General features: G+C 46.2%; 12 protein-coding genes. 10 read left to right on the top strand and 2 right to left on the bottom strand.

Going from position 1 to position 18,182, the window contains the following annotated elements; genetic code table 11:
* The first annotated feature begins 59 nt into the window (after nucleotides 1-59).
* On the top strand, nucleotides 60-1,697 hold the full coding sequence (locus JUB15_RS20545) for a tetratricopeptide repeat protein (protein ID WP_207514527.1): 1,638 nt from the start codon (nucleotides 60-62) through the stop codon (nucleotides 1,695-1,697).
* A gap of 830 nt (nucleotides 1,698-2,527) precedes the next feature.
* On the opposite strand, the gene JUB15_RS20540 is transcribed toward JUB15_RS20545, so the two are convergent.
* Nucleotides 2,528-7,474 (bottom strand): LamG-like jellyroll fold domain-containing protein, encoded by a 4,947-nt coding sequence (locus tag JUB15_RS20540; protein ID WP_207514526.1) that lies wholly within the window; start codon nucleotides 7,472-7,474, stop codon nucleotides 2,528-2,530.
* A gap of 135 nt (nucleotides 7,475-7,609) precedes the next feature.
* On the opposite strand from JUB15_RS20540, the gene JUB15_RS20535 reads away from it, so the two are divergent.
* Nucleotides 7,610-7,753, top strand: a complete 144-nt coding sequence (locus JUB15_RS20535) for a hypothetical protein (protein WP_207514525.1) — start codon at nucleotides 7,610-7,612, stop codon at nucleotides 7,751-7,753.
* 170 nt (nucleotides 7,754-7,923) lie between these two features.
* On the opposite strand, the gene JUB15_RS20530 is transcribed toward JUB15_RS20535, so the two are convergent.
* Entirely contained in the window at nucleotides 7,924-8,301 is a 378-nt protein-coding gene (locus JUB15_RS20530) for a winged helix-turn-helix transcriptional regulator (RefSeq protein WP_207514524.1), read from the bottom strand.
* Nucleotides 8,302-8,580: 279 nt separating this feature from the next.
* On the opposite strand from JUB15_RS20530, the gene JUB15_RS20525 reads away from it, so the two are divergent.
* The 8 genes from JUB15_RS20525 (at nucleotide 8,581) to JUB15_RS20490 (ending at nucleotide 18,122) form a co-directional block, all read left to right on the top strand.
* Entirely contained in the window at nucleotides 8,581-9,282 is a 702-nt protein-coding gene (locus JUB15_RS20525) for a DsbA family oxidoreductase (RefSeq protein WP_207514523.1), read from the top strand.
* Nucleotides 9,283-9,441: 159 nt separating this feature from the next.
* On the top strand, nucleotides 9,442-10,011 hold the full coding sequence (locus JUB15_RS20520) for a YceI family protein (protein ID WP_207514522.1): 570 nt from the start codon (nucleotides 9,442-9,444) through the stop codon (nucleotides 10,009-10,011).
* Between the two features lie 12 nt (nucleotides 10,012-10,023).
* Complete coding sequence (locus tag JUB15_RS20515; RefSeq protein WP_207514521.1) at nucleotides 10,024-10,557, top strand: YceI family protein; 534 nt, start codon at nucleotides 10,024-10,026, stop codon at nucleotides 10,555-10,557.
* Nucleotides 10,558-10,569: 12 nt separating this feature from the next.
* A complete protein-coding gene (locus JUB15_RS20510; protein ID WP_207514520.1) occupies nucleotides 10,570-10,959 on the top strand; it encodes a DUF6069 family protein in 390 nt (129 codons plus the stop codon).
* A gap of 414 nt (nucleotides 10,960-11,373) precedes the next feature.
* Nucleotides 11,374-12,627, top strand: coding sequence for a Pycsar system effector family protein (locus JUB15_RS20505; protein ID WP_207514519.1), 1,254 nt, complete (start codon nucleotides 11,374-11,376; stop codon nucleotides 12,625-12,627).
* Between the two features lie 13 nt (nucleotides 12,628-12,640).
* Entirely contained in the window at nucleotides 12,641-14,692 is a 2,052-nt protein-coding gene (gene ppk1, locus JUB15_RS20500; protein ID WP_207514518.1) for a polyphosphate kinase 1, read from the top strand.
* Between the two features lie 10 nt (nucleotides 14,693-14,702).
* Nucleotides 14,703-15,572: an SdiA-regulated domain-containing protein gene (locus JUB15_RS20495; RefSeq protein WP_207514517.1), complete on the top strand. Its 870-nt coding sequence runs from the start codon at nucleotides 14,703-14,705 to the stop codon at nucleotides 15,570-15,572.
* A 12-nt stretch (nucleotides 15,573-15,584) separates the two neighbouring features.
* The gene (locus tag JUB15_RS20490) at nucleotides 15,585-18,122 is read left to right on the top strand and encodes a BamA/TamA family outer membrane protein (RefSeq protein ID WP_207514516.1); all 2,538 of its coding nucleotides are present in this window, start codon (nucleotides 15,585-15,587) and stop codon (nucleotides 18,120-18,122) included.
* Nucleotides 18,123-18,182 lie beyond the last annotated feature (60 nt).

Below are 18,182 nucleotides of genomic sequence, written 5' to 3'. Positions count from 1 at the left end.
AAGTTTGACATCCTTATTAATAAACATCCTGTTTAATAAAAGATATTCAACGTATGCAGATGAAAAAAGGTTCCTTATTGTTACTGTGTGGTGTGATTTCGGCGACTGCCATGTCCCAGACGACAGAGGATGCAAAAAGAAGCATTTACTACGAGCGGTATGCAACAGCGAAAGAACAACTGCAGAACATAGTCAAGACCGACCCTGCCAATGCAGAAGGTTGGTATTTGCTGTCAAAGGCATATATTATGTCAAAAGACGCGGCTCCGTTAAAACAGTTATTGGCACAAAGTCCGGCTGCTGTGAAAGAAGAACCCTTTTACCAGGTAGCCTATGGAAGTTATCTGCTGAGCGCTGGCAACAAGGACAGCGCCCGTTACTATTTTGATGAGGCGCTGGATAAAAAAGGCCAGAAAAATCCCGATCTTTTAGCTGCCGTTGCCAATGCGCATATTGCTACTAAAGCCGGTGATGCCAGCTATGCCGTGCAGCTGCTCGACAAAGCCATCGAACGCGATAAGAAAGATGCTGCCCTGTACACTTTGTTAGGCGATGCTCATCGCAAACTGGGCAATGGTTCTGAAGCCTACAAAGTGTATTCAGCCGGGCTTGATAAAAATGAAAAATACGCCGCAGGCCTGTACCGCATGGGTAAGATCTTCGTGTCGCAGAAGAACCCTGAAATGTACCTGAAATATTTCAACCAGGCACTGGCTGCTGATAGCAATTATGCGCCTGTCCTTTATGATCTGTATTATCATTATTACTTTACCGAACCGCAAAAGGCGATGCAATATTTCAAGCAGTTTGTTGCCAAAAGCGATCCCGACAAGGATAATGATGTGTTATATACAGACCTGTTATACCTGAATAAGGAATACCAGGCTGCCATCTCGAATGCACAGCAACTGCTGGGCAAAAACAATGGCGACTCGATGCCCAGGCTGTACAAATTAATGGCCTACAGCTATATCGGCATGAAAGATACCAGCAGCGCCATGACCAATATGAACCTGTTCTTCGCCAAAGAAGCAGACAGCAATGAGGTAGCCAAGGATTACGAGTTGATGGCCGACCTGTATGCTGCAGCTGCAAAACCGGATTCTGCCGCAGCTTATTATGTAAAAACAGCGGAAATGGTGAAAGAGCCAAAAGATAAGTTTCCGTATTATAAAAAGCTGTCTGACCTGTATAAGGATCTGAAAGATTACCGGAATCAGGCTAAATACCTGGGTTTGTATTATACCGATAATGCGAAGGCAACCAATATCGATCTGTTCAATTGGGGTATTGCCAACTACAAGGCAGAAGATTATGTTCAGGCCGACACCGTATTTGGCACCTACATTCAAAAATATCCCGACCAGGCTTTTGGTTATTACTGGCGTGCCCGGATTAATTCGTCAATGGATTCAACCATGGAGAAAGGGGCTGCTATTCCCTGGTACAAACAGCTGATCACGATGATCGAAAATGATCCTACCAATAAGACCAATAAAAAATGGCTGATCGAATCATATGGATACCTGGCTGCTTATGAAACCAACCAGATAAAGGATTATAAATCTGCCACGGAGAATCTGAAAAAGATTCTGGCAATCGATCCGGAAAACAAGGATGCACAGCAATATATTGCGATCCTTGAGAAAAAGCTTTCTGCTGATAACAACAACAGCCCTACTGGAAGCAACAAGTAAGACCATGGTGTTAAGGTGATCTGGCAACTCTTTGTACGGAGTGCTCTTTTTCTACAGGTCATAGGTGGGTTACTCTTTAGAGTGGCCCACCGTTTTTTTATTGTAACGGAGTGTCGTTCTGGAACGTAATTGTCGTTCTTTTACATGACTTGACCAGGATTATTTTTCAGGAGGGATAATTGAGAAAAGACAATAGGCAGCTAAAAAGCTTTAATAGAAACACTAATTTTTTTCAAGTATTATATCTAAATAATTTTTTATTCAAATAATTATTTTATTTTTGGTAAACCCGATATATTAATTTCTTCATTATTTATTTTCTGTTTAAACCTGCTTTTCCTGCGCTCCGTACCAATTCAACCATTCTGTTTCACATACTACCAGATTCCCCCGGTTTCACAGCATTTAATTGTTAGCAAAGTAACTCCCCGACCGTAATTCGTAGAACCCGTTCGGCTGCCGCTTAAATTGCAGCAAATACCTTACCTGCCAATAAATGATTTATTTCCTGATATTGTAATAAAAATTGCTAGGGGATCATTATGCCCTTAAGAAATTGTATGCCGGTTACCGGCATGGTGAAGTGGAATAACCTATGATAACGCCCATATATAGTAGCAAGTGCATCCTGTACTGGTTAAGGTCAGCTTTCTGTTCTGTTTAATATGACGCATTTTTCGCAATGTTCGCATTCCTTATCTGTAGCCATTTTTAACTCAATTTGGCTACTTTAAACCACAGCTGAACTTATTATATGAAAAACCAAAGGTGACCGATCTTGTCGGTCACCTTTTTTTAATGATAATTATCAGTGAAAAACAGGAGATGTCTTATCGTTGGATCACGAGTTGTTTAACCCGTACTTCTTTGGCTGTTACCAGTTTTACAAAATAAACCCCCGTACTCAGCTGGCTTGTATTCACAGGATAAGTAAGCAATTGATGACCGCTGGCTTCGCCTGTGGCAATCATCTGCATCAGTCTGCCCTGGGTATTATACACTTCAAGCCGGTACCTGCCTGGTTGGCCCAGGGTAAAGGCGATGGTGCAATGGTTGCTGGCCGGGGTTGGATATACCAGGAATTTTTGCCGGCCGTCAGTGATGGCCGCTAGTTCACCAGCACTTGTTGCCACCCGGACATTTCCTGTTTCACACGCGCCCAGCTCACCACCAATAAATAACAGGATGGGTACCGTTAACTTGTTTACACACAGGTCATGTCCATGATAACAAACCGATACCTTTTGATCGCGGCCGCCGCAGCGAACATCTTTCACCAGTAAGTTAACGGAAGCGGTATCGGTACAGCCATACGTATTTGTCGCTTTTACGGTATAACTGTACTTGCCTGGCTCTGTTGGCGTAAATACCGGATTGGCAATGGCTGAATCACTTAAGCCTGCGGCCGGCGTCCAGGTAAATTGAGCCGGGGCGGCATTGGTGGCGGTCAGGGTCAATTGTTGTGAACCATAACCCAGATAAACCGTATTGGCGTCGCCGCCGGTGTATACGCTGTTGCGGCTTACGCTAATGGCGGGCGCCGGTATGGCACCAACTACCGTAACAATGGTTTTTGCGGTAGCACTGTTGTTACTGGAATCAATAACGGTTAATTGTACCTCATTGTCACCAATATTCGCACAATTGAAACTGGCTTTATCAAGCTGATACTGCAAAATGCCATAACTGTCTGAAGAGCCATTGTCAACATCGCGGCCGGTAATGGAGGCCGTTCCATTTGACAAGGCAACCTGAATGTTTTTGGTGATTACCGTCGGCGGCACGGTGTCGATGACCCGGAATGACCACGTTGGTCCGGTTGCCTTTTCACCATCCCGCACGGCATCTACGCGCCAGTAATAATTACCCAGCCGGTTGGCGTTTGCCAGCACGAACTCAGTGGCCGTAATGTCTGCCTCTTGCAACTGCAGGCTATCGGGTGATGCACCAACATACACATTATAAGTTTGCCCTTTTCCTTTCCAACGCATAGTTACAGCGCCATAAGGAACGCTGGTATCACCATTGGCCGGTTGCGGATCAGTAACGGCCGTTATTAGTGGATTACCATTATACAAGGCCGCTATTTCTGCTGGTGATAACGCATAGTTGTACAGCCGCACATCATCCATTACATCATGAAATGGTTTATTCTCTACCGAGTTGCCGATCAACAGCGGCAGTGTTTTGCCAATGGTGCCGTTGGTGGTATAGGTTTTTGACCCGGCGAGCACGCCATTCACATATAACCTGATCTGTTTGGCCGCAGTATCTTTTATGGCAACAATGTGGCTGAAATTATTATTGAAAATGTGGTATGCGGAGGCCTTCTTCAGGCTAACGCCGATATCGCTTTTTGCCGATGCATCGTCAATGGCAAATGTAAGCGCACTGTCACGCAGTTGAATGCCGTACCATTTGCCGCCCGGATCAGTGAACTGGCCTTTGTGGATCAGGTAACAATCTTTCCCTGAATTATAATTGCTGGAGCCGTTGGTGAGTTTTACCCAAAGCGAAATAGAGAATGAATTGGCATCAAACAGCAGTTGTTCTGCATGCGGCACATGTACTGCACTGGTAGCAACCGGGTTCAGGTATTGCAACCCATTGCCGAACCTGCCGCTGGTGAAGGTTGCATCCGGCATGTTCACGATGGCGCCATTATGATGATAGTTGCTGTTATCCGCAATTACGGTACCACTCGTTTCATCAAATTTCCAGTGGCCTGTCAACCCTTTAGGAGATACTGCCCTGAATTTCCAGATAGCGCCAGTAGTTATACCGGCATCACCTTCGGCGTCAACGCGCCAGTAGTAATCGGTTCTGGCTGTAAGATTGGTGATAGTAAAGCCTGGATTATTCAATGGGATATCGGCAACAAATGCCAGATTGCCGGAATCTGTTCCGGTGTATAATTTATAGCTGTTGGTTTTCAGTCCGCCTTTCCAACTGATGCGAACACTGTCGCCATAACCTTCGAGCACAGCGCCATTGGCGATGGAGGGGCTGTGTGGTTGTAAAGGGAGCGGACTGGTATGGTACAGGGCCATGACTTCATCGGCGCTGAGTGCGTAATTAAATATTTTCAGTTCATCGAGTTTGCCTTTATACGGAGCCGGTTTGTTGGCTGTAGAAAGGAACTCCAGGGCGCCAATGTTGCCAATGATGAGATCGCTTGCTTCACCGATCCCGGCATTGGCTTTTGAGATAACAGTTTCTTTTACCAGTGCGCCATTCATATACAAACGCAATCTTTTGGCAGCAGTATCCCTGATGGTGGTAACATGCACCCAGTTATTGGTAAAGAACGGCGTGCCATCTGCCTGCAATTCATCTTTACCACCGCCATTGGCGTCGTTATCGTCGTCAATGGCAAACCGTAATTGTTTATTCTTGAATTCGATATCGAACCGTTTGCCCGTGGCTCCCGTAGCTGCATTGCGCGTAATAGAGCCCTTGCACAGCAGGTAAGCGCTGGTGCTGTTGTCGGCAGGCAGGAGGGAAGGATCAGCTTTCATCCAAAATGACAGGGAGAAAGAACTTTTATCCAGGTACAAATGATCCTGGTGAGGCACATTTACAACATACATGTCTTCGCTGGCAGAAGAGAAATCAAGCGCATTGTTCAGCTTGCCGGCTACCCGAATGCTCTGGTTATCATCATCGAGTCCCAATACCCCATGAGCTTCATACAGGGAAGAATCGGTTACCTGCCGGCCTTCCGTTTCATCGAAGCTCCAGTGGCCAACGATGCCGGGCGGAAATGCTTTCGAGGTTCTGAAACGCCACAATATGCCTTGCGTAGTGCCGCGGTCATTGATGGCATCGATACGCCAGAAATAAGTGACAAATTCAGCCAGCCCTGTGATGTTGTAGGAAGCATTGGCGGTATAGTCAATTTCTGCCTTCTTTACCAGGTTGGCGGAATCGGTTCCAAAGTAGATCGCATATTTTAACGTATTGCTGCTGCCGGACCATTTAAGGATGACAGCTCCGTTGGTTAATTCCACATAGGAGGCGCCGTTATTGGGTGCTGGCGAAGCAGCGGCTGCGGGGGCAGAGGGCAACGGCGGTGTTTTAACCGAAACAGGCGCCGTGTAGGATGAAGAGCCGGTAGGAGCTGCTGCTTTTATGCGATAGAAATAGGTTGTGTTGGGCACAAGTCCGTTGCTGTCGCTGTAGGACGTTGTATTCGCTGCCGGGTGCGCAATATCAGTATAGGTAACGCCATCTGTTGATCTTTCCAGTACGAAATGATCTTCGTTGTTCGCATTGTCGGTCCATTGCACAACTATTTTGCTGTAAGGGGCGGGCAGCTCAAGCGTAGACGCTGTTAATTGTACATTGGAAGGCGGTTTTATAAAAGCAGCTGGTGGTGTCGACAGGAGTGTATTGATGTACACTTCTATATTCATATATGCGGGATGGGTAGTGCTATAGGCTACGGCATCCTGGGCGTTGTTCCTGTTCAATCCGTTGGCATCTTCCCAGCTGTCGGGCATGCCGTCCTGGTCTGCGTCCGGCGGCGCGGGTGCATTAAAAACATTTCCCAATCCGCCATTGGTAAAGGGCAGATCAGATTCCCGGTATACGTAATATCCTTTTGTTCCGCGCGAGCGTACTTCTTCTGCCAGTAATGAATCTACCTGATCGCGGTGCGGATAACAGGCGCCCACACTGTCGATGACCCAGGCATAGGCCTGATCGGCCGTGAAGAGCGGATTTGCCTGCGGGTAGGGGAAGGGTTGTGATTTAAAACCTTCGGCGGCAATGCCGGGATAACCCATGGTATCATAAGGAACCACGCTTCCATCTGCAATGCCATTCTGGTTATTATCAAAATAATTGCCGGCTCCGTACAAATAGAACGTGCCGGTTCCACGGGAGAAGGGAGTTGTTTTGGCAGGCGGCGTTAGCGGTCCGCCCATAAAATAATTGTTGATGATATTCACTTCAGAAACGCCGGAAGAACCGCCCATGATATAGGCATCAGCCGACCAGCCGTAGTTGAGGTTATCGCCAAGGCGGTTACCGTTGCCCCAGTCATACACCACGTTGTTTACAAATTCATTGATCCCTTTTACTTTCGGATTACGCGTCTTATTGCTGATGTACAGGTTCCTGATCAAACTTACTTTACCACCGTCGGGCGTTTGAATGAGGCCGCCGGCCGAGTGGTTCTCGCGGTGCAATCCCTGGGCAATGATGGAGTTTTGAATGGTGATATTATCGGGTGCGGTGCCCTTGCTGTCCCAGTTGATGGAGAATACTTCATCCATCCCCCAGCTGAACGACATGTGATCAAAGATGATGTTGGCGCCGTTGGCGAGGCCCGAAGCGTCTTTACCGGAGTTGTTGGTGGCCCCCAGCCTTATGCGCAAAAAGCGGCAAATGGTATTGTTGGCGCCGGTAAAAGTTACGCGTTTGTTGAAGATTGTAATACCATCGCCCGGCGCTGTTTGTCCAGCAATGGTCACATTGGGCGCAACGAGTACATCGGTTGACAAATGAATAATACCGCCAACGGCAAAAACGACAAAGCGGCCGGGGGTACTAACCGCATCGCGGAAAGATCCGGGACCACTATCATTCAGGTTGGTGACTACATACACGGACGGATTGCTAACACCCCTTGCTCCTGTGGCAAAACGGCCGAAACCGGTAGCTCCGGGAAAAGCGAGTGTTTGTGCATGGGAAACAGTAAACGAATGGAACAATAGTAAGAAAAGCACTGCAAAGCCAATGGCTTTGCGCCTGGTCGGGTCAAATTTTCGCATGGCAATTATTATGGATTGGTGTAAATGGCAATCGTTTAGGGCACACGGTTTTCTACATCTGCAATTGTGTTCAATGTTAAATAATTGTAGCAAAGACATTGTCCTGTTCCATCCTGAAATGGGGTGAGCATTCGCTTGAGAGCGTCAGAAAAAACAAACAGCGTCGGAAAAAATAAACAGGGAGCAGGGGTACGTACTACGGTCGCGCTGGCCAAAGGCGGCGTGGCTGGCGGTTCACTGGTTGACATGGATTGTATCGCCAGCCTTCCCGTTTCGTGATGTTCATTGTGATAAGACGGCGCTAAGGCGAACAGAACGTCTGCCAGTGGTGTAGTAGGTAAATTGGCAGGTAACCAGTTGACGAAATGCCAACGTTGACGGGGTTGCGAAAGCTGATGAACTTTAAACTTTGAACTTTAAACTGTGAACTTTGAACTTTAAACTATGAACTAACCAGTTTTGCTTTGTGCATAATCAGCCCTGTTCTTCAAAATGCAATCCATATGCTGTGCAGCCCATTCTGCCAGCCGTTCAATATGCGGTAATAAACTTCTGCCCAGATCGGTCAATTCATACTCTACCCGTGGCGGAATTTCCGGATACAGTTTCCGCGAGATCAGTCCATCCGCTTCGAGCGACCGCAGCGTGACCGTCAGCATTTTCTGCGAAATATCCCCGATCTGCTGGTTCAACTCATTGAACCGCTGCTTCCCAAGATGCCCCAGGATGGAGATAATGAGGATACTCCACTTATCACCAAAGCGATCTAATATATGGCGGATGGAACAATTCGAGTGCTCTTTATTTTTTTCTGAACAATTTTTCATGTGTGAACATTGATAATCAATTACTATACTTTGTGTAAGTTACTATCAGTCAGGTAACTACTTGGATGGTATTAACTTACTTCTTAGCTTTGACTCTCCAAAAGAGAGTAAGAAACTAATAGGGTGCAAGTTAAAACAAAAAATGAATTAACACAAGTCTGGACAAACAACCGGTTATAATGTTTTGATAATTAATTGGTTGAATTAACCCTTTAGTTTCATTGAAATAAACGTAGAACACCTGCTGCAGGGTGTTTAAAAGATAAAGAGAAAAGAAATATGAAAGTAGAAATCTGGTCAGATGTGATGTGCCCATTCTGCTACATTGGCAAACGGCGGTTTGAAAGTGCATTGCAGGAGTTACCATTCAGGAACGAGATCGAAGTGGAATGGAAAAGTTTTCAGCTGGATCCCTCGCTGAAACATGAGCCTGGCAAGAATATTAACCAGTACCTGGCCGAACGCAAAGGTATTTCTGTACCAAAAGCAAAAGAATTGAACGAACAGGTGACCAATATGGCAGCCGCAGAAGGGTTACAATATGATTTCGATAAAGCAGTAGTTGCGAATTCTTTCGATGCGCACCGTTTTTCGCAGCTGGCTAAAAAATATGGAAAAGGCGATGCCGCAGAAGAAAGTTTGTTCAAAGCATATTTTACCGAAGGTAAAAATATCAGCGATCTCGATACCCTGGTTGATTTAGGTAAAAGCATTGGCCTGGATGGTGCTGAAGTAAAACAAACATTGGAAGGTGATGCCTATGCGAATGAAGTAAAAAAAGATATCGCTGAGGCCGAAGCGATAGGTGTGCGAGGTGTACCGTTCTTTGTGGTAGATCGCAAGTACGCTGTTTCCGGCGCCCAGGCCGCCGATACGTTTAAACAGGTCTTTGAAAGAGCGTATACTGAATGGAAAAAAGAAAAAAATCAATTTACAACCATTCAGGGTGAAGTTTGTTCTACCGACGGCGATTGCAAATAAATCGGGTAATGGAGAAAGGTATATATTTGCCACCCCCGAACGGCTTACCGTAAACGATTGCATTTTACATTTTATTTATTATGAATTTTTCCCAACGGCAACGTATTGGAAAAGTTAACGGATCATTATATATACATTAAATACTCAAACAATAGAAACATGAAAAAAGCAACTATCATCGCAGCCTTATTGATTTCATCAGCAGCTACATTTGCACAAACCTGGACAGTTGACAAAGCGCACTCAAGATTAGGATTTAACGTTACGCACCTGTCAGTTGCTGAGCTGGGCGGTACCTTCAACAGCATTGATGCGAAGATCACTTCATCAAAACCTGATTTCACTGATGCAGTGGTTGAATTAACTGCCGATATCAACAGCATCAATACCGATAACGATCAACGCGATACACACCTGAAAGGCGCTGACTTTTTCGATGCTGAAAAATTTCCTACCCTTACTTTCAAAAGCACTTCTTTCAAAAAAGTAAGCGACAAGAAATATAAAGTAAGCGGTAACCTCACCCTGAAAGGTGTTACCAAACCCGTAGTACTGGATGTTGTATTGGGCGGTACCACTACCAACCCAATGAGCAAGAAGCCCGTTGTTGGTTTCAAGATCACCGGTACCATCAAACGTTCTGATTTTGGTGTAGCCGCTGGTATGCCCACTGCTATGTTAAGTGATGAAGTTAAATTGAACGCAGGCACTGAATTCGTAAAAGACTAATAAGTTTTGATTATGAAGAAGCTGATCATTTCTATGGCGACACTGCTGGCTGTTACAGCAGTGTTCGCCTTCGCAGCAGCGCAGAAATGGACCATTTCTGACAAATACAGCATCAAGTTTTCGAGCAACGATGTAGCCGGGATCTTCAAGACCTTTACCGGTAATATACTATTCGATGAAGCCAACCTGGCCGCTTCAAAATTTGATGTATCCATTGATGTAAACTCTATTAACACGGGGAACGGGTTACAGAACAAACACGCCAAAGGCGCCGAGTGGTTTGATGCCGCCAAATTTCCGGCGATCAAATACACTTCCAAAAAGATCGTAAAAGCAGGCAATGGCTACCAGGTAACCGGCGATCTGCAGATCAAAGGGATTACAAAAGAATATACGATCCCTTTTACCTTTAAAAAAGCAGGCGCCGGCGCTACATTTAACGGCAGCTTTACCGTAAACCGTTCCGATTTCAAGATCGGTAAACCGGGCGGCGATGTAGCTGAGCAGATCAAGATAGACGTAGCTGTTCCGGTTACCAAAGGCTAATAAACCAACATTATGTTTAAAAGATTATTATTACTGGGTTTGATATCAGGCGTTTTGGCCGGCGTAGCGTCCCTCATCTATCAAAAAGTATATGCCAACTCGCTGGGTGCTGATTTTTCAGCCATAGCAAAACCAGTGAACATTGTGATCATTAGTATCCTGGCCGGCTTACTGGCGTCTGTTGGTTACGGCTTGTTGACCAAATGGCTGCCCAGGGCCGGAGAGATCATCTTCAATTTCGTGTTCGTTATTATAACGTTTGCGAGTATTCTGTGGCCTTTTGCCGCCAAATTGCCGCTCGAAATTGAAATGCCCGAATTATACCCGGGGTTAACCGTACCAATGCATTTCTTTCCTGCATTGGCCTGGTTTACATTGAAACCCCTGTTTATAAAGAAATAAGGCCTGCGCCAGGCTTCAGCAGGGCAAGGCCTTCGGCGGATAGCCGAGAACCGGACCAAGAACGAGCTGATGATAGGAGTTAACGAGGGCCGGAAGAGTTTTTAAGAAGAACAGGATAACAGAAAGGTTATGTAAAACGGATGATAGTTGTAGCTTCCGGCCATTTTTTTGATTTTTACTGCAGCTATAACAAAAGGAATATTGCTCAGGCCCCCTGACCGTCAGGGGGCTTTTTTATTCAATCCCCGCCCGGTTTATGCCGTGCCGGCGACAGGCAAACCTTTATTTTTATCGCCACGGCTTCATAAATGAGCATACCTTTGGGTTATACAGGCGTAGTACTCAATAGCCGTACAGATAAATTTAGCTGATTATATTTGTTATATACTTGTAGACAGAAAAAGAAATCCTTATATGAATTACTATGCGTTATTGGATGAAATAAAGCAATACGTAACCAACTTCTTTCACACCCATCCAAATGATAAAATAATTTATCATAACCAGGTTCACACCGAAAATGTGGTGAATGCAGCTATTGAGATCGCTAATCATTACCGGCTGAACGACCAGGATTATTTTATTGTGGTAACTGCCGCCTGGTTCCATGATATCGGGTATTATACCGATCCTGCCCGGCATGAGGAAAAGGGGGCAGAGGAAGTGAGCCTTTTTCTAAACAGGAAAGGTGTGGATGAAAAAGTAATTCAAACCATAGCCAATTGTATCAGGGCCACCCGCATGCCGCAAAACCCTGAAACGATGCTGGAAAAAATTGTGGCCGATGCGGACCTGTATCATCTGGGTACCTCTAAATTCAGTGAGTTCAATAAGGAATTGCGCAAGGAATTCATCGCATTGCATAATATAGACCTCAGTAAGGAAGAATGGCGCAACAAGACCATCCGCCTGCTCGAAACGCACCAGTACCATACCGATTATTGTCGTTTGTTGCTGAGCGATACAAAGGCGAGGAACCTGGAAAAGATAAAAGCCAAAGTGGCCGGCAAGAATCCGGAAGTAAAAAATGCCAAACCGGTGATACCACCGGTAACCGCCGTACAACAGCCGGCAGCCAAACCGAAAGTAAAACCACTGTTGCCTGAACTGGTTGATGAGGAGAAACTAAAACGGAAGAACCGGCCCGACAGAGGTATTGAGACCATGTTCCGCATAACGTCGGCCAACCACCAGCGGCTGAGCGACATGGCCGACAGCAAAGCGCATATTATGATCTCCGTAAACTCCATCATAATATCCATCCTGCTCAGTGTACTATTAAAGAACCTGGAGCAGTTCCCTCAATATACCTTACCTGCCCTCACCCTGCTGACCATAAGCCTGGTGACCATTGTCTTTGCGATCCTCGCTACCAGGCCCAATATACCCCGCGGTACATTTACCCAAACCGACATTAACGAAAAAAAGGTAAACCTCTTATTCTTTGGAAATTTCTTTAGAATGAGCATGGAAGACTATACGTCGGGTATGTTACAAATGATGGAAGATCGCGACTTTTTATACCGCAGTCTGATCAAGGACGTGTATTCGCAAGGGGTAGTGCTGGGTTCCAAATACCAGCGGTTGCGCATCTCCTACAACGTATTCATGTATGGACTGATCATTTCTGTGATCGCCTTTTCCATTGCTGCAATTGTAACTACTTGAAACTGGTAACAGCATGCAATCAGAAAATTTTTTCGACAGAGATCTGAGCTGGCTTTCTTTTAATGGAAGGGTACTCGAAGAAGCGGGTAACAACAGTGTACCACTCCTGGAGCGCATAAAATTTCTATCGATCTATTCATCAAATCTCGATGAGTTCTACCGGGTACGCATGCCGGCCGTGATGGCGCTGGAGAAAATACATCAAAAAGGAGCTGATGAACAGGCAGCTTCGGCCAAAACCGCCATTTTACAGGAGATCACCAGGATCATCAACGAGCAGCAGGAACGGTTTGGGGCTATCTTCACAACCGAAATTATACCCTTGCTGAAAGAAAATAGCATTCATTTATTATACAACGAGCCTATTCCTGAAAGTATCAGAGAAGAAGTGTCCGATTACTTCTACACCCAGGTAATGGCTTTTCTGCAGCCGGTGTATCTTTCCATCTCAGGTATCAAATTCTTTCCGGAGAATAATAAATTATACCTGCTCACGGTGATCGGGGGCGTGCGGGGATTCAATGAGCTGGTCGTTATCAATATTCCCTCCGATAACCTGCCCCGGTTTTATACGGTTAAAAGAGATAATGAACAGTACGTTGTTTTTCTGGATGATATTATTAAGGACAATCTTTCTGCCATTTTCAAACATAGCGTCATTAAGGGATGTTATAGTTTCAAAATAACCCGCGATGCGGAACTGGAAGTGGAAGACGACTATGAGGGCGATTTGGCTCGTAAAATTGAAGATCAGCTAACCAAGCGTGACTTTGGGCTGGCTACCCGCCTGTTGCATGAGCCCGGCCTCGAGGATGGCCACCTGCAATTACTCGTTATGGCATTGAAGCTGCAGCATGCCAGCATTATCCAGGGCGGCTGTTATCACAACCTGAAAGACCTGGGTTCTTTTCCCGTGAAAGAGGCGGCCATGAGCTATGAAAAATGGCCGGCGATTGCCGTGAAAGCCGGCGATGGGTCCTTGTCATTATTTGAAGAAGTTGAAAAGAAAGACATCATCCTGCATCCGCCTTACCATTCGTATGGTATGGTATTGCGGTTCTTTAATGAAGCGGCCGTTGACCCGGCCGTTACCGAAATATATGTGACACTGTATCGTATTGCCAGCGATTCAAGGATCGGCAATGCGCTGGTGAGCGCTGCGCACAATGGTAAAAAAGTGTCGGTACTGGTTGAATTAAAAGCCAGGTTCGATGAAGCTAATAATATCCGGTGGGCAAAGAAGATGAAGGCCGCCGGCGTTAAAATAATCTACAGTGCACCTTCGCTGAAGGTGCATGCGAAAATAGCCCTGGTAAAACGGAAGAAGGAAAAACGTATTTCCTATGTAGGCCTGCTGGCAACGGGTAACATGAACGAAACTACCGCCCGGTTTTACACCGACCATATCCTGTTTACCGGCCATCCTGAGATCCTGCGGGAAATGGAATTGTTGTTCATTTTCCTCGGGCACCGGAAGAAAGCAGGCAACCCCGGTCTTATCAATTTCAAACAGATCCTGGTGGCGCAGTTCAACCTGCAGCAGCGGTTCCTGCAACTGATCGACCGGGAAATAGCCAATGCCCGGGAGGGTAAAGAAGCGGTGATCACCATCAAAATGAATAACCTGGAAGAAAAGGTTTTGATCAACAAATTATACGAGGCGTCGCAGGCAGGTGTGAAGATCCGGATGATCGTACGAAGCATTTGTTGTTTGAAACCCGGTGTGCCCGGCTTAAGTGAAAATATCACCGTGAAGCGGATCGTTGACAGGTACCTGGAGCATGGGCGGATCTTTGTTTTTCACAATAACGGTGCTGCCGAATTATATATGGGCTCAGCCGACTGGATGAACAGGAACATTTACCGCCGCATTGAGGTTTGTTTCCCGGTATATGATGAAGCCATCAAAGAGCAGCTGCTGCAATTGTTGCAATTGCAGCTGGACGATAACGGACAGGCTGTAACCATTGATCAGCAGCTGAACAATGTGCCCTTACCAAAGGACGGAAAGGTAGTGTATTCTCAACAGGCTATTTATAATGTCTTAGCAGGCAAACAGGTATAAAACAACGGATATGTTTACGATAAAAATAGATCAGAGCTGGCTGGTCGTCCTGGGCCTTGCCCTTACCATCACGGCCTGCAAACCAAAACGAAAATTTGAAGGACCGCCAGGTTATAATGTAAATGCCCCAAAAAAATTTGTAATGCCGCCCAGCCTGCAGGAGATCTCGGGTATTGCTTTTTACCAGGGCAACAGTGATACCGTGTACGCCCAGGAAGATGAGAATGGCAAACTGTATTTCCTGCATCCGGGCGATAAAAAGTCATCCACCTTTAAATTTGCCAGGCACGGCGATTATGAAGATGTAGCTATTTGCAATAATAACGTCATCATGTTGCGCAGCAACGGCATCTTGTACACCTTTCCTTTTGCCGACATTCACCTGGTAGAAGAGAAAGGCAATGTAACAGAGTGGAAAGATTTGTTGCCCAAAGGAGAGTATGAGGGTATGTATGCCGACGAAGCCAGCAGGCGGGTATATATTATTTGCAAGGATTGTGCGGGTGAAAAAGGCGGTAAAATTGCAAAAGGATATATCTTGCAGTTGTCTAACGATGGAAAGCTAAGCCAACACGGTAGCTTTGCAGTAGATGTGAAGGAAATAGAAGAAGTGATGGGCGTCAATAAAATCAACTTTAAACCATCTGCCCTTGCGCTCAACCCGATCACCAAAGAATGGTACATTATATCATCAATAGGTAAGTTGCTGGTAGTAGCAGATAGCAACTGGAAAGTACAAGCCACCTATAATTTAAATCCAGCCCTGTATTATCAGCCCGAGGGAATTGCATTTGATAAAACCGGCAATCTGTATATATCCAATGAAGGCGGAGATCTGCACTCCGGAAATATTTTAAAAACCACCTGGACTGGAAAGTAAACCTGCGAGCCTATGCCAAAGCGAATTCTACCTATTGCGCTGCTTATTGTATTAACTGCCCCGGTTGCCAACGCGCAAACAGACAGTGCTGTCATAAAAGCGCATCCTGCTTATGATAGCGTAACGCCCATGCATCGAAGGCTGTTCGGTGAAAACTTCCGCAAGGAATGGGCCGCCCCGGTAAAGTTGCCGGTCATCAAATTATCAGAGCGGGGCCTTACTGTATTACAACGCGGTGGCGGCAAACAAACCCGTTCGCTGCGCCTGAAAGATGCCAGTGGCAGGGAATGGGTCTTACGCAGTATCGAAAAAAATCCCGAGATCATCTTGCCCGAACCATTGCGGGTAACATTTGCGGCCGACTGGTTCAAGGATGCCATGAGTGCCCAGCATCCTTACGCACCATTGATAATGCCCGTATTGGCAGAGGTGGCGCAGGTGCCCCATGCCAGCCCCGTTATTGGTTATGTGGCGCCGGATAAGAACCTGGGCGAATTTGAAAAGGAGTTCGCCAATACCATGTGTTTGCTGGAAGAAAGAGAGCCTTTTGGCGATTCTGACAATACGCCTAAAATGCTGCAGCGGCTGAATGAAGACAATGATAATGTGCTTGACACCGTTGGCTTTTTCAGGGCCCGGCTGCTCGATCTGTTTGTGGGCGACTGGGACCGGCATGAAGACCAGTGGCGTTGGATTGATGAGCAGGAAGGCAGCGGCAAAAGATATGTAGCGGTACCCCGCGATCGTGACCAGGTATTCCGCAGGAGTGAAGGCGTGTTTCCCAAGATAGCCATCCGCAAATGGATCGCTCCATTTTTAACGGGATTCGACGATGACATCAAACGCGTAAATTACGCTTTCTTCAATGGCCGCAAGCTTAATGCCCGCTTTCTTATACAGCTGGACCATGACCGCTGGATGGCATTGACCAATGACTTTGTAGCAAAGATGACAGATGAGGTGCTGGAGCAAGCGCTGCAGCGGCTGCCCCGGGAAGTATATGTAATGAAACACGATGAGCTGCTACAGAAAATGAAAGCGCGGCGGGCTAATATGGCCAGGGCCATGGAGCATTACTATTATTTTTTGAACCGGATCGTTGACATACAGGTATCAGACAAAAATGAACTGCTTGAAATAACCGATGGCCCCAATAACGGATTGAGGGTAGTGATCCATAAACTGTCGAAAAAGGGAAAGCAGGAAAATCAGCTGTTCGCCCGCACCTTTCTTCCCAAAGAAACCAAAGAACTGCGGATATTTATTGGCGATGGCAACGATAGTGTAGTGCTGAATAATTCCCATAAGAAGATAAAAGTTCGTATTGTAGGTGGAGATGGCGCAAAAGTGTATGACGTACAGGCGTCAGGAAAAAAAGTATGCGTGTATGAAAAAGAAACAGGCGCCACTTTTACCGGAAATACCCGCCGGTTGAAAAAGCATTTGTCGAACGATACGGCCAATACGGCTTTTGTACCCACCAATGCTTACGGTGTCGTACGGCCGGTGGTTGTTGCGGGGTTCAATCTGGATGATGGTATCCTGCTGGGAGGCGGTGTTAAAATAATCAGGCAGGGATTTAGAAAGCTGCCTTATGCCAGTATGCAACAGATAAGCCTGGCCCATTCGTTTTCAACCAGTGCTTTTCGCATCCGGTACAAAGGCGAGTGGTTACAGGCTGTTGGCAAAGCCGATATAACCATGCAGGCCGATATCTTTGCGCCCAACAACACCCGCAACTTTTTCGGCCGCGGTAATGAGACCGATTACATCAAGGTAGGCGATTTCAGAAGGTTCTATCGTACCCGTTATAATGTTTTCCAGGCCAATCCATCCCTGCGCTTTCATATAGGAAAAGGCACTACTTTGAGCGCTGGCCCGGCCATTCAGTATTACCAGTCAGACAGCCTTGAGAACGAAGGACGGTTTATCAACAATAAATCCCTGATCAATTCTTATGACAGTAACATGGTGCATGTAGATAAACTGCATGGAGGTGTAATATTTGGCCTGGTGGGCGACAAACGTAATAACATTCTTTTACCAACGGATGGACATTACTTCAGCCTGATGACGCATGCCTATGCCGGGTTGAATGATGAATCGGAATCATATGTACAGGTGATGCCGGAGATCGCCGTGTACAAGAACCTGAGCAAAAAAGGCGCGGTGGTTATCGCTGAACGTTTAGGCGGTGCTGTTACTTTCGGTAAATCAGCCTTTTATCAATCGGCTTTTTTGGGTGGACATGAAAACCTGTGGGGATACCGTCAGTTCCGTTTTGCCGGTGAACATATGTTATATAACAATCTGGAGATTCGTATAAAGCTTGGTAACTTTGTAAATTATATACTGCCCGGGCAGTATGGCGTTACCGGTTTCTATGATGTTGGCCGGGTATGGGAAAAGGATGAATCGTCCCGCATCTGGCACCAGGGAGTTGGGGGAGGCATTTACTTCGCACCTGCTCAAATGGCAGTGTTCCAATTCACGGCCGGCTACTCAAAAGAAGGCTGGTTCCCTTACGTTATCATGGGTTTCAGGTTTTAACAACGGCTGCTTTCATATGTTATTATAACCGGGTAACCGGTGCAGCGGGTGACAAACCTG

It is taken from the genome of Longitalea luteola (assembly GCF_017356035.1).
GTDB lineage: Bacteria > Bacteroidota > Bacteroidia > Chitinophagales > Chitinophagaceae > Niastella > Niastella luteola.
This window is presented reverse-complemented; position numbering and strand designations above follow the sequence as displayed.

What these genes read in the sequence shown, in the direction of transcription:
- ppk1 (WP_207514518.1), top strand. Translation starts at nt 12,641, where the DNA reads ATGCAATCAGAAAATTTTTTCGACAGAGATCTGAGCTGGCTTTCTTTT.
- JUB15_RS20525 (WP_207514523.1), top strand. Translation starts at nt 8,581, where the DNA reads ATGAAAGTAGAAATCTGGTCAGATGTGATGTGCCCATTCTGCTACATT.
- JUB15_RS20490 (WP_207514516.1), top strand. Translation starts at nt 15,585, where the DNA reads ATGCCAAAGCGAATTCTACCTATTGCGCTGCTTATTGTATTAACTGCC.
- JUB15_RS20530 (WP_207514524.1), bottom strand. Translation starts at nt 8,301, where the DNA reads ATGAAAAATTGTTCAGAAAAAAATAAAGAGCACTCGAATTGTTCCATC.
- JUB15_RS20545 (WP_207514527.1), top strand. Translation starts at nt 60, where the DNA reads ATGAAAAAAGGTTCCTTATTGTTACTGTGTGGTGTGATTTCGGCGACT.
- JUB15_RS20520 (WP_207514522.1), top strand. Translation starts at nt 9,442, where the DNA reads ATGAAAAAAGCAACTATCATCGCAGCCTTATTGATTTCATCAGCAGCT.
- JUB15_RS20515 (WP_207514521.1), top strand. Translation starts at nt 10,024, where the DNA reads ATGAAGAAGCTGATCATTTCTATGGCGACACTGCTGGCTGTTACAGCA.
- JUB15_RS20505 (WP_207514519.1), top strand. Translation starts at nt 11,374, where the DNA reads ATGAATTACTATGCGTTATTGGATGAAATAAAGCAATACGTAACCAAC.
- JUB15_RS20540 (WP_207514526.1), bottom strand. Translation starts at nt 7,474, where the DNA reads ATGCGAAAATTTGACCCGACCAGGCGCAAAGCCATTGGCTTTGCAGTG.
- JUB15_RS20495 (WP_207514517.1), top strand. Translation starts at nt 14,703, where the DNA reads ATGTTTACGATAAAAATAGATCAGAGCTGGCTGGTCGTCCTGGGCCTT.
- JUB15_RS20510 (WP_207514520.1), top strand. Translation starts at nt 10,570, where the DNA reads ATGTTTAAAAGATTATTATTACTGGGTTTGATATCAGGCGTTTTGGCC.